Origin of the sequence: Pseudoalteromonas sp. N1230-9, assembly GCF_032716425.1 — a bacterium.
GTDB lineage: Bacteria > Pseudomonadota > Gammaproteobacteria > Enterobacterales > Alteromonadaceae > Pseudoalteromonas.
Genome location: NZ_CP090419.1, coordinates 2,785,867 through 2,798,378 on the forward strand (window position 1 = coordinate 2,785,867; position 12,512 = coordinate 2,798,378).

Here is a 12,512-nt window from a genome sequence, read left to right on the forward strand (position 1 = left end):
TATTTTTATTCAACTAAGCTAGGTAATTGCCACTGACTTTGCTTCTGTTGGTATTGCGCTTTAGTCAAGCTGACTAATAGCGGCTTTTTACGTTCATCTAACCAAGCAAGTAACGCATCCATATTGCTTTCTGTCATTGCTGTGCAACCTGCTGTAGGTTTACTTGGCGCGCGCCATAAATGCATAAAGATACAACTGCCCGCACCATTGATATTGCTTGGATTATGCTTAACAACAATGCCTTTTTTGTAAAGGTTATCTTGGCTGTAAATATCACGACGCATCCATTCTGAAGAGTCTTTTACGGCATCTTCACCTACTTGTGCTTTATCAACCAATTGGTTGTAAAACGGTGAGCCTTTCACATCAATACAATAATCATTGGCGGTCATTGCTTGATAACTGAGGTTTGTTTGCAATGAATCTAAATAACCAAAAGCAGTACCAAGCTCAAAAATACCTGCTGGCGCTTTACCATCACCTTCTTGTTTTCGTTGACCAGGCTGTGCAGGATGCAGCCCCACTCCCCACGCAAGGCCAGTACGACCTAGTACCACCGCGTGTTGCTGGCCTTGTTGTTGCCAGCTACCAGCAGTTTTTTCAAAGCGATACAGGGTGGCATCAATGGCATCACTGTCATTGGCCACCACCACGACGAGCTGTTGATGGCTGTTATCAATAACAGGTTTTGGTGATTCTTTGCTGGCACAAGCCGATAAACTCATAACTGCAATAAGACTGACTAGTTTTTTCATGCTGGCCATACTCCGTTTGTAATTAGTTCAAGCCCCGTTATTGATTCAATGCCAAGACCTGGGGCATCCGATAAGCGTATTTGTGGGCCGCTAAATTCAACGCCCCCTTGCACAGGGTCATATTGACCAAGGGCTGGGCCATCTAAATCGATTTTACTGATTTGCTGTGCTTTGGCAGAGGCTAAATGTGCAGCACCAGCTACGGCAATACTGCCCTCTAGCATACAACCTATCATACACTCTGCTTGATATTGGGCTGTGATATTAGCAATCTCAATTGCTCGGCTTAAACCGCCCGTTTTCATTAATTTAATATTGATAATATCAACTGCACCAAGTTCTAAAAGTTGGATCACTTGCTTCGGTGAAAAGGCGCTTTCATCGGCCATAATCGGGGTATTCACTCGCTCAGTAATATATTTGAGACCTTGAATATCACTGCTTTTTACTGGCTGCTCAACCAACTCTAATACCACGCCTGCTTGCTCTAGTTGCTGCAGTGCAAACACAGTTTGTTTGGCATCCCAGCCTTGGTTTACATCTAAACGTAACTGCGCCTTAGCGGCAAAGCCTGCATGAATTGCTTTTACGCGTTCAATATCTTGATTAAGGTTATTGCCGATTTTTATTTTTAATACATCAAAGCCTTGCTCAACCGCTCGCTGACAGTCACTGAGCATTTTATCTATGTTATCGACACTAATGGTGATATCGGTTTTCAGCGCTGACTTACCACCGCCAAGTAACTTATATAAAGGCGCTTGATAGAGCTTGCCCCACAAGTCGTAAACCGCCAACTCTAAGGCCGCTTTTGCACTACTGTTACCAACCACGGTTGATTGAATAATGTGGGTTAGCTGGTTAATATTTTCGATTTCTTGCCCGACTAGTTTAGGGGCAATAAACTGCTGAATGACCGCTATCATTCCTTGATGGCTATCGCCTGTAATAACCGGTGTTGAGGCCGCAGAGCCATAGCCAACTTGGCCACATTCGGTGTCGATTAAAACCACTAAGTCCTCAATAAAACTTACTTCTCTCAGTGCTGTTTTAAATGGAGTAACTAATGGCACTTTGAGCTTTGCAAAGCGAACAGCTTTAATTTTCATAATGGCCTCTAGCGAATACGCTTAATGTTATAAACACGATCTAAGTAGCTGGTTTCTTGAGATAATCTAAGTGGCAATAATGGCGTGACCGACACCCCATTCAAGGCACTACTATAAAAACTGCCATCGCCTTTGTTATAACCTAAGCCTTTAACGTCATGAATAACATAAGGCTCACCATGATGCTCCCCTAAGTACATCATTACATGACCCGGAATATAAATTAGATCGCCAATCGCCATGTTTTTAACCGTTGACAACTTATCATCTGCCGCAGTATTTTTATCAAAACGACTATTTTTCCCGTATTCACTACTGCCTTGCTGCCCTGAATTACGCGGCATTAGGAGGCCAAAACTCTTATAAATTTCACCAACAAACCCTGTGCAGTCGCGGCCATTGTAATCATGACCCCAACCATAACGCTCGCCTAAAAACTTAAAGCCTTGTTTAATCAGATTCTGCTCGTTGTAGTCTAGGTAGCCTAAATTTACATCGGCAGTTTTGCTGATCATCGCAGCTTTAATAACCAGTTTGCCTTGCTCATCGCGGGTAGGTAACTGTACAACATGGCTAGCATAGCTGTTTTGGCCGTTGAGCAAATACGGTACTTGCTCATTATCAACTAAAGGTAAGCGTACTCCCATATCGAGCTGTACTTCTGAAAGGCTTTCATCGCTTGGCACATAAGCGGTATTTACTTTTGCACCAGTTACCACCAAGAAGTTATCTTGTTCGCGATAAGCTTTTATTTTATCCGCATCTGCAAAGGCAAGATCTTCGGCAGGCGTCCACGCTAAGTAGTTGTAAGCACGTACTAACAGCCATTTTTTATCTGCGCTTTGATGCAATACAGCAACCGCTTCGCCCGGGAACATACCGCTTTCTTGAAAGCGATCTAAGTCTTGATCAAGGCCGCTATTTAAAACTCTATCCCAGGTTGGAAAAGTACGTAATGCAGTGCGCTTAACGACCACAGCAAAGCGTACCTCATTGCTATCTGCGACCTTATTAAGGTTTAAGTTAGCCTGATATTTTGCAAAATCTTTCGCGGTGAGTTGTCGGCCATCGGTAAAAAAGCGCGGGCTTTTTGGAATTGAGCTTGCCGAATGAATGGCGCTTGTTAGCTCGTCTTTAGTGAGCGATTTTTGAAATGACAGTGGATCAACAATGTATTTATTATCTTTAATTAATTTCTCGTTGAAGGCTGCAATTTGCGCCTCTGTCATGATCATTTTTGCTGATCCACCTTTCGCTAACCAGTAACTTGGTGAAAGCTGTGACTGCGTAACCCCGATAACATCTGATTGCCAACCCTCAGCATGCATAGGTGCACTAAAAGCAACACCTAAAGTAATTGATAAAGCAATAATTGAACGATGCATAGCTGTTCCTTAATTCTTTGTAAATGCGTGAATCTAATAATTTAGCAAATGCGTGCAGCCCCTTACTTGCAGTGTCGATAAGCTCCTTCGCATACACAAAACAAAATTCACAATTATTATTTTTTTTGGAATATTTTATTAAATTTACCACAAATTTATTATGAAGCAAGGTAACTTAATTTTCATACTTATTAACTTATTTGCATCCAAAGTGTTAGCAACTACGTTTATAGTGTAAACCTCCCTTGAAAAGGAATTTATAAAAATGAACAAGTTATACCTATTGCTGGGCTGTATTAGCTGCTCAGGAGACGCGTTAGCAAATATTGAAAAAATCACTGTGTATGGGCATCGCACAGGATTAATAGGTGAATCAATTAGTGCCTCAAGCGGTGTTATTGGTCAAGGTGAAATTGAAAACCGCCCCATGCTAAGAAGTACTGAAATGCTTGAACTCATTCCAGGTATGGCGGTAACGCAACATAGTGGCTCAGGTAAAGCAAACCAATATTTTATTCGTGGCTTTAACCTAGATCACGGGACTGATTTTGCGACCAATATTGATGGTATGCCGATTAATATGCGTAGCCATGGCCATGGTCAAGGTTATACGGATTTAAACTTCATCATTCCTGAAACCATTGCCACCGTTAGCTACCAAAAAGGAAGTTATGATGCTCGACAGGGTGACTTTTCTACAGCAGGCAGTGCCTATTTTCACCTTACAGATAATCCAAAACACCAGCAACTCGACTTTACTGTTGGTGAAGATAGCTACTTAAGAGCAGTAGCCTTAGGCCATATAAAAGTTGGTAACGGAAAATTAATAGCTGCAACAGAGTGGCAAGGTTATGATGGCCCTTGGCAAGACATTGATGAAGACGTAAATAAAAAGAACGCCCTACTTCGCTATGTGAACGAATCAAAAAGTGGCAACTTATCAATTACAGCTATGGCTTACGACAACAGCTGGAACTCTGCAGATCAAATCCCTCAAAGAGCCATTGATCAAGGTATTATCTCTGAACTAGGGTCGCTGGACACCACGCTAGGCGGTGAATCGAGTCGTTATAGTTTATCGACGAACTGGCAAAACGAACACTTTACAGCTAACGCTTATATTATTGATTATGAGCTAAATTTATTTTCTAACTTCTCTTATTTGCTAAATGACCCTATTAATGGTGACCAATTCAACCAACAAGATAAGCGCACAATTTCAGGCGGAGCTCTGAGCTATCAATTTTCCGATAAACTATACGCTATACCTGTAAGCCATAGTGTTGGTATAGAGCTTCGTAATGACAATATCGATAATGTGGGGCTTTATAATACGAAGGCCCGTAAGTTTTTATCTACTGTTCGTGAAGACAGTGTAGATGAAACAAGTTATGCCGCATTTTGGCAAACTCAATTAACATTAAGCGAGCAACTTGAGGCGACTATCGGTGTTCGTTATGACTATTTAGATACCAGTGTAGATAGCAACAATACGGCTAACTCAGGAGAAGCTGATGACGACTTGCTTGGTTTTAAAGCGAGTCTAACCTACTTATTCAGCGATAACTTGGCAGGTTATGCAAACTGGGGGCAATCCTTCCACTCAAATGATGCTCGTGGCGCGACAATTAGCCTAGACCCCGTCACGCTTGAAGCTGCTGACACTGTGGACTTGCTTGTTAAAAGTAATGGTGCAGAAGTGGGTATGCGCTACTTTGATGAAAAGCAATTCAACTTTTCTGCCGCGCTTTGGTGGCTAGAGCTTGATTCCGAATTACTGTTTGTTGGCGATGCTGGTAATACAGAAGCCAGTGATGCGTCAAAACGTTACGGCTTAGAGCTTAGTGCATACTATTGGCTAGCCGATACACTAAGCCTAGATGCTGAAGCATCATTCACTCACTCTCGTTTAGATATTGATAGTAACAATGACCGTATTGAAGGAGCGGTTCCTATCGTTGCAAGCGCCGGTATAAACTGGCAAATAACTGAAAAATGGCAAACCTCATTACGCTTACGTCATATTGGTAAACGTATGTTAAGTGATGATGGCGACAAGCGCTCAGAGCCGCTTACAGTCGTAAATGGTCTTGTTAGCTACCAACAAACTCATTGGAAAGTAGGCTTAGAGCTACTCAATCTTTTCGATAGTAACGACCATGATATCGATTATTACTATGCTTCACGCTTAGCGGGAGAGCCCGCAGAAGGCATAGAGGATAACCACTTTCACCCTATTGAACCTCGTACAGTGAGACTTAATCTAAGTTTATTGTTTTAATAATCTTAATACAGGCTCTATACATTTTATAACTACGTATAGAGCCCTACCGTGTGAGGTTGTCATTTATGGCGAAACTATTTTAATACGCGTGAAACAAGTTTCACGCCTACGGGGTGCATTTTTATATTTCGAGTTGGGGGGGAATTCGAGGTGTGAAAGCATGATGTTCGCCACTGAAGTCGCTCCTACCCTGTAAGTCGTTATTTATGGCGAAACTATTTTAATGCGCGCGAAACAAGTTTCACGCCTACGGGGGTACATTTTTTGTATTTTGAGTTGGGAATTTAATTTGTGGTGTGGAAAGTGTGTGGTTCGCGAATTGCGGGCACAAAAAAACCGACTTTCGTCGGTTTATTCACTTTAACTCTACTTGAGAGAAAAGTGGCGGACGCGGGAGGATTCGAACCTCCGACCGCCTGGTTCGTAGCCAGGTACTCTATCCAGCTGAGCTACGCGTCCGCAGTGTAGTGATGCATGTTTAAGTCTTGCATTGACTGTGCCTTAAAGACACAAAAAAACCGACTGCTTGTCGGCTTATGTCACTTTCTAAGAGAAAGTGGCGGACGCGGGAGGATTCGAACCTCCGACCGCCTGGTTCGTAGCCAGGTACTCTATCCAGCTGAGCTACGCGTCCGCAAGTTGCATTTTATAATCTTGCAATGATTTCATCTTTATACTCGATGTGAGTTTCAAATATGGCGGACGCGGGAGGATTCGAACCTCCGACCGCCTGGTTCGTAGCCAGGTACTCTATCCAGCTGAGCTACGCGTCCACACGCACATTTGAACATTGCTAATTTATTCTCTTAGCAAGAGTTAAAGTAAAAAGTGGCGGACGCGGGAGGATTCGAACCTCCGACCGCCTGGTTCGTAGCCAGGTACTCTATCCAGCTGAGCTACGCGTCCACACATATTACTTTCAAGACATGCCATTTTAGGAAAAATGGTGGAGAAGGAGGGATTCGAACCCTCGATAGAGCTACAAACCCTATACTCCCTTAGCAGGGGAGCGCCTTCGGCCACTCGGCCACCTCTCCATCTTGTGGGGCGTATAATAAAGATTTCAGGCAATATGTCAAACACTTTTCAAGGAAAATAGTGTAGATGGTCACAGAATGGTCATAACAACAAAAAACAGACAATTTTTTGCTCAGTCTTTCGCTGGTTTTTCCTTATTAGTCAATATATCCAAGCCTGTTAAAGGAATTAGCTCATCAGTCATTTCTGCGAGATATTGATCTTGATAACCCAATTGTTGAAATTCAGCAATACACGCACGATAAAACGCATCACGCTGGTGATCGCTTTTATTCGCTTCAGTAGGCAACTGCGAAGGCTTCTTTTTCATTATTATAAAGTCCATTTACGCATTGGATGATAATCGCGCAATTTTCTCATAACCAGGTTAAAAATAACACTATTACAATTACACTTTAGAATAAAAAGTTAAAACTAAGTTACTATGAAAAAATAGCAATTCAGTAACTCTTTTTAGATCAGCTAATTAAAAAAAGAATGTAAGGGGATAAGTGGAAAATTTCAGAATTTTCTGATAACAAAACGCCGCTTAAAAGCGGCGTTTTAAAGACATTAGCTGATTAATCAGCTTGAGGACGCATGTGTGGGAATAGGATCACGTCTTTAATTGTTGGTGAGTCAGTAAATAACATCACTAGACGATCGATACCAATGCCCTCACCCGCTGTTGGCGGTAAGCCGTACTCTAACGCACGAATGTAATCTTCGTCGTAGTGCATTGCTTCATCATCACCGGCGTCTTTCTCTTCAACTTGACGCGAGAAACGCTCAGCTTGGTCTTGTGCATCGTTAAGCTCAGAGAAACCATTGGCTAATTCACGGCCGCCAACGAAGAATTCGAAACGGTCAGTTACAAATGGGTTTTCATCGTTACGACGTGCAAGTGGTGACACTTCCCACGGGTAAGCTGTGATGAAAGTTGGTTGAATTAACTTGTGCTCAGCTGTCTCTTCGAAAATTTCACATAAGAACTTACCTGGGCCCCATACGCAGTTTTCTGGCACTTTAACGTGTACTTGCTTCGCGTACGCTTTAAGTTCTTCAAAATGGTTTTCAGGGTCATTAAATACAGCCGCATCAAAGTCGGGATTGTACTTAAGAATAGCTTCGCTCATTGTTAGGCGTGCAAAAGGCTTCCCAAAATCATACTCTACTGAGTCTACCACTTCACCGTTTTCATCTTTCGTTGTGTTTACAACAATAGGTGAGCCAAGTACGTCTGTCGCAACAGTGCGTAGCATGTCTTCTGTGATGTTCATCAGATCAATGTAATCAGCGTATGCTTGGTAGAATTCGATCATTGTGAATTCTGGGTTATGACGCGTTGATAAACCTTCGTTACGGAAGTTACGGTTAATTTCGAATACACGTTCAAAGCCACCCACAACTAAACGTTTTAAGTAAAGCTCTGGTGCAATACGTAAGTACATGTCGATATCAAGTGCATTGTGATGTGTTACGAATGGACGTGCAGACGCACCACCTGGGATCACTTGTAGCATCGGTGTTTCAACTTCCATGAAGTCACGCTCAGCTAAGAAACGACGGATACCTTCAACAACTTTTGAGCGAATACGGAATGTTTCACGCGTCGCATCGTTAGTGATTAAGTCAACATAACGTTGACGGTATTTAGTTTCTTGGTCAGATAAACCATGGAATTTCTCTGGTAATGGACGTAATGACTTAGTAAGTAACTCGTACTCTGTCATTTCTACGTATAGATCGCCTTTACCTGACTTATTAAGTGCGCCTTTAACACCGATGATGTCACCGATATCAAGTTGACCGTATTTTGCTTTTAACTCTTTTTGTACGTCTTTTGACGCGTACGCTTGAATTTGACCTTTCATGTCTTGTAACGCAAGGAAAGGACCACGTTTCGCAAGAATACGACCCGCTACTGATACAACGTGCTGCTCAGCAACTAATTCTTCTTTCGATTTATCACCAAACTCAGCTTGCAAATCAGCCGTGTAATGTTCACGACGGAATTGGTTTGGATGACCGTTGGCTGGGCAATTTTCGCGGATTGCGTCTAATTTGCCACGACGCTCAGCGATTAACTTATTTTCGTCTTGGATTTGATCAGTCATTTTTTAGCTCTTTTTTAGCTTGGTGGTTATAGGCCAGATTTAAGGCTGGCTTCAATAAATTTATCTAAGTCGCCGTCAAGAACCGCTTGAGTATTACGATTTTCAACGCCTGTACGTAAGTCTTTAATGCGCGAGTCATCAAGCACGTATGAACGAATTTGACTACCCCAGCCAATGTCTGACTTTGCATCTTCTTGGCTTTGTTTCTCTGCATTTTGCTTTTGTAGCTCAAGTTCAAACAATTTCGCTTTTAGCTGTTTCATTGCTTGGTCTTTATTCTTGTGCTGTGAACGCTCATTTTGGCACTGAACAACCGTATTGGTTGGCACGTGAGTAATACGCACCGCAGATTCAGTGGTATTTACGTGCTGACCACCGGCACCAGATGCACGATAAACGTCAATACGTAGGTCAGCCGGATTAATATCAATTTCGATATTATCGTCGATTTCTGGGTAAACGAATGCCGATGCAAACGAGGTATGACGACGACCACTTGAGTCGAACGGGCTCTTACGCACTAAACGGTGAACACCTGTTTCTGTACGTAACCAACCGTATGCATATTCGCCAACGAAGCGCACTGTTGCGCCCTTGATACCAGCCACATCACCATCAGTTGCTTCAACAAGTTCAACTTTAAAGCCTTTTGCCTCACCCCAACGTAAATACATACGCAGTAACATGTTACACCAGTCTTGTGCTTCAGTACCGCCTGAGCCTGATTGTAAATCAAGGTAAGCATCGTTTTGATCTTGCTCGCCAGAGAACATACGACGAAACTCAAGCTTTTCAAGTTGTGCATTTAAATCTTCAAGTTCAGCTTCAGCTTCTTGGAAAGTTTCTTCGTCTTCAGCTTCCACTGCAAGTTCAACTAAACCTTCAACATCGTCTGTGCCCGTAACGAGATTATCAATGGTCTCAACGATAGCTTCTAGTGATGACTTCTCACGGCCTAACGCTTGCGCACGCTCTGGCTCATTCCATACTGCTGAATCTTCAAGTTCTGCGTTAACTTCTTCTAACCGCTCTTTCTTAAGAGGGTAGTCAAAGGTACCCCCGAAGCAGTTCAGTACGTTCGCGAATTTCCTTGATTTGGTTAATCACAGGATTCACTTCAAACATGTACATTACTCCAAAATGGCTGATTTACCGCGCACAGCTTACGACAATAATTACGGTAAATTATCTACAAATATTAAAAACGCCCGATTTTAACAAAAAACCGAGCGTTTTATTAGCCTTTTATGCCGATAAAGACGATATTTTTATGTCACTTTTTGTAGCTCTCGAATAATCAGTTGTAACGAAAATTTGCCACGGAATTCATTTATATCGAGCTGATAAGCAGCTTTGACGTATCTCACTTCAGTGTCTGGCCATGCTCGTACGTCAACACCAAATGCAATACCGTCAACTAAGCGCCCTGATTGATGCTTTAAAACCAGTTTTAAGTGCTTTTCACCGACAATACGCTGCTGTATTACTTCGAAAACATGTTCAAACACAGGTTCTGGAAATTGCTGCCCCCAAGGTCCTGCATTTTTTAGCTGATTGGCGAACTCCATCGAAAAGCAGTCATTGGGCAGTTCACCGTCGGTTAGCAAAATGCTTTGTTTATGCTCATCAGTCAGTGTGTCTGTCACCATTTGCTCAAACACGGTTTTAAATTCAGTAAAACACTGCTCATTGATACTCAGTCCGGCCGCCATAGCATGACCACCAAATTTACTTATCAAATGCGGATAGAGTGTATTTACTCGCTCTAATAAGTCACGCATATGCAGCCCTTCAATAGAGCGGCAAGAGCCTTTTATTTCGCCGTTATCGCCAGCGGCAAAAATAACCGTAGGACGGTGATACTTCTCTTTTAAGCGCCCAGCCAATATGCCTATCACACCTTGGTGCCAATCGGCTTGGTATAAACAAATGGCATCAGGTACTGACTCAGTTTTAAATGCTAAACGGTCAAGCACAGCTTGTGCCTCCGTTTGCATGCCTTGCTCTATTTCACGGCGCTCATGATTGAGGCTGTCGAGCTCACCAGCAATTCGGCGTGCTTGGTTTATATCATTAGATAACAAGCAGGCTATACCTAAACTCATATCATCTAAACGCCCTGCTGCATTTAAACGTGGCGCCAATGAAAAGCCAAAGTCGCTGGCACTTAAACGGGCTGCATTGCGATTTGCCACTTCGATAAGGGCACTAATACCAGGTCGTGTTTTACCACTACGAATACGTGCTAAACCTTGATGCACTAAGGTGCGGTTATTGGCATCAAGCGCAACTACATCAGCTACAGTGCCAAGAGCAACAATATCAAGTAATTCGGCCAAATTAGGCATTGGATTATGCTGAAAATACCCTTGTTCACGTAAATGGCTGCGCAGTGCAATTAATAAATAGAACGCCACGCCAACCCCAGCAATGGATTTTGATGGGAAAGAGCAGTCATGGCGATTAGGGTTCACTATCGCATCGGCATTTGGTAATGCCTCACCTTGCAAGTGATGATCAGTGACCAGCACTTTAATACCTGCTTGCTTTACAATCGCAATGCCATCAATACAGGAGATACCATTATCGACGGTAATCACCAGCTCAGGCTGCATTGTCACGATTTGCTCAGCAAGTGCAGGGCTCAAACCATAACCAAGGCTAAACCTGTCCGGCACTAAATAGTCAAGGTTCTGTAAACCAAACATAGCCAAACCTTGCATCAAGGTTGCGGTGCTCGTTGCACCGTCGGCATCAAAGTCACCCACTATTAGCACACGGCTTTGTGATGCCAGCGCGTCTTGTAATAACAACACAGCTTTGTCTATGTCTTTAAACAGCTTAAAGTCATGTAATGTTGCTGCACTATTATCTAATTCTTTGGCATCTTGAACCTGACGAGAGGCATAAATTTGCTTGATAACAGGATGTAAGTGATGTGGAAGATATGAGTCATCAACACGAGGGCGAACTTGGATTATTTTTTCCATGTTGGACGTATTACTTTCTTAGCTTAAAGCGGATTAAAGGCCTACCTAAATAGGCCTTTTTATAAAAAGATTATGAAGATGTTTTTGGCAATGCATCAAGTGCTTGGCTGATTTGCGCAGCTGATTGATAACCGGGGATCATCGTACCATCTTCTAAAATAATAGCCGGCGTACCTGACATACCAAAGCTTTGACCTAATTGGTAATGCTCTGCTATTGGCGCACTGCACCCTTCAACAGCGGCAACATCTGCACCCGCTTTGGCTTCTGTAAGCGCTTCAGCAGGGTCTTTTGCACACCATACATTCATTAAATCTTGGTAACCTTTTCCACGTAAACCACCACGTGGGAAAGCAAGGTATTTAACTGTGATACCTGCATCTAAAAAGTCATCTAATTCACGGTGTAATTTACGACAGTAACCACAGGTGATATCAGTAAATACGGTAATTGAGTGTTTCTCATTCTTTGCTTTGTAAACAATCATTGAATCTTCATATTCAGCAATACCGGCTTTACGTACATCGCTTAATGCATGTTCTGTTAGGTTTACGCGATTTTCTAGATCGATTAATGTACCTTGCATTAAAAATTGACCATCAGGGCTTGCGTAAAGTACCCCTTTATCTGTAATCAGTTCTTTAAGACCAGCGACAGGGCTTGGATTTACTTGCTTTACGGTTACACCTAATTCGGCAAATTTAGCGATGATAGGCGCATCTGCAACGTCGGTGGTCGATACACCATTGGCAATCACATTAAGACTTGTGCCAAGCAATGCCGTGGCTAAAACTAACTTTTTCATAACTATCCTATATCCTGATCATTTCTAGTATAGACCGGTACATCTTTAAA

General features: G+C 42.6%; 9 protein-coding genes and 5 tRNA genes. 1 reads left to right on the forward strand and 13 read right to left on the reverse strand.

What is annotated here, in order from left to right:
• Nucleotides 1-5: 5 nt before the first annotated feature.
• From LY624_RS12960 to LY624_RS12970, 3 genes are read right to left on the reverse strand one after another with little or no spacing between them, the layout of a single operon-like run.
• Nucleotides 6-755, reverse strand: a complete 750-nt coding sequence (locus tag LY624_RS12960) for a L,D-transpeptidase family protein (protein ID WP_341803155.1) — start codon at nt 753-755, stop codon at nt 6-8.
• Nucleotides 752-1,864, reverse strand: coding sequence for a mandelate racemase/muconate lactonizing enzyme family protein (locus tag LY624_RS12965; RefSeq protein WP_341803156.1), 1,113 nt, complete (start codon nt 1,862-1,864; stop codon nt 752-754). Before LY624_RS12965 ends, LY624_RS12960 begins: the two co-directional genes overlap by 4 nt.
• Before the next feature lie 8 nt (nt 1,865-1,872).
• Complete coding sequence (locus tag LY624_RS12970; RefSeq protein ID WP_341803157.1) at nt 1,873-3,249, reverse strand: SH3 domain-containing protein; 1,377 nt, start codon at nt 3,247-3,249, stop codon at nt 1,873-1,875.
• A 265-nt stretch (nt 3,250-3,514) separates the two neighbouring features.
• On the opposite strand from LY624_RS12970, the gene LY624_RS12975 reads away from it, so the two are divergent.
• A complete protein-coding gene (locus LY624_RS12975) occupies nt 3,515-5,530 on the forward strand; it encodes a TonB-dependent receptor (protein WP_341803158.1) in 2,016 nt (671 codons plus the stop codon).
• Nucleotides 5,531-5,915: 385 nt separating this feature from the next.
• Here LY624_RS12975 and LY624_RS12980 read toward each other — a convergent pair.
• The 10 genes from LY624_RS12980 to dsbC all read right to left on the reverse strand — a co-directional run bounded on the left by LY624_RS12980 (nt 5,916) and on the right by dsbC (nt 12,462).
• Nucleotides 5,916-5,992: transfer RNA gene (locus LY624_RS12980), tRNA-Arg, on the reverse strand.
• A 98-nt stretch (nt 5,993-6,090) separates the two neighbouring features.
• Nucleotides 6,091-6,167, reverse strand: a tRNA-Arg gene (locus tag LY624_RS12985).
• 62 nt (nt 6,168-6,229) lie between these two features.
• Nucleotides 6,230-6,306: transfer RNA gene (locus LY624_RS12990), tRNA-Arg, on the reverse strand.
• Between the two features lie 56 nt (nt 6,307-6,362).
• Nucleotides 6,363-6,439, reverse strand: a tRNA-Arg gene (locus tag LY624_RS12995).
• A 38-nt stretch (nt 6,440-6,477) separates the two neighbouring features.
• Nucleotides 6,478-6,570 (reverse strand) — tRNA-Ser (locus LY624_RS13000).
• Nucleotides 6,571-6,683: 113 nt separating this feature from the next.
• Nucleotides 6,684-6,881, reverse strand: a complete 198-nt coding sequence (locus LY624_RS13005) for a hypothetical protein (protein ID WP_130149627.1) — start codon at nt 6,879-6,881, stop codon at nt 6,684-6,686.
• 250 nt (nt 6,882-7,131) lie between these two features.
• Entirely contained in the window at nt 7,132-8,667 is a 1,536-nt protein-coding gene (gene lysS / locus LY624_RS13010) for a lysine--tRNA ligase (RefSeq protein ID WP_130149626.1), read from the reverse strand.
• Nucleotides 8,668-8,693: 26 nt separating this feature from the next.
• Nucleotides 8,694-9,792, reverse strand: a protein-coding gene (prfB, locus tag LY624_RS13015) for a peptide chain release factor 2 (RefSeq protein ID WP_130149625.1) whose coding sequence is annotated in 2 segments (ribosomal slippage) — nt 8,694-9,716 and nt 9,718-9,792 — 1,098 coding nt in all. Because the reading frame shifts where the segments join, the coding sequence is not laid out codon by codon here.
• 143 nt (nt 9,793-9,935) lie between these two features.
• Nucleotides 9,936-11,657 (reverse strand): single-stranded-DNA-specific exonuclease RecJ, encoded by a 1,722-nt coding sequence (gene recJ / locus LY624_RS13020; protein ID WP_341803159.1) that lies wholly within the window; start codon nt 11,655-11,657, stop codon nt 9,936-9,938.
• 70 nt (nt 11,658-11,727) lie between these two features.
• Entirely contained in the window at nt 11,728-12,462 is a 735-nt protein-coding gene (gene dsbC, locus LY624_RS13025) for a bifunctional protein-disulfide isomerase/oxidoreductase DsbC (protein ID WP_341803160.1), read from the reverse strand.
• Nucleotides 12,463-12,512 lie beyond the last annotated feature (50 nt).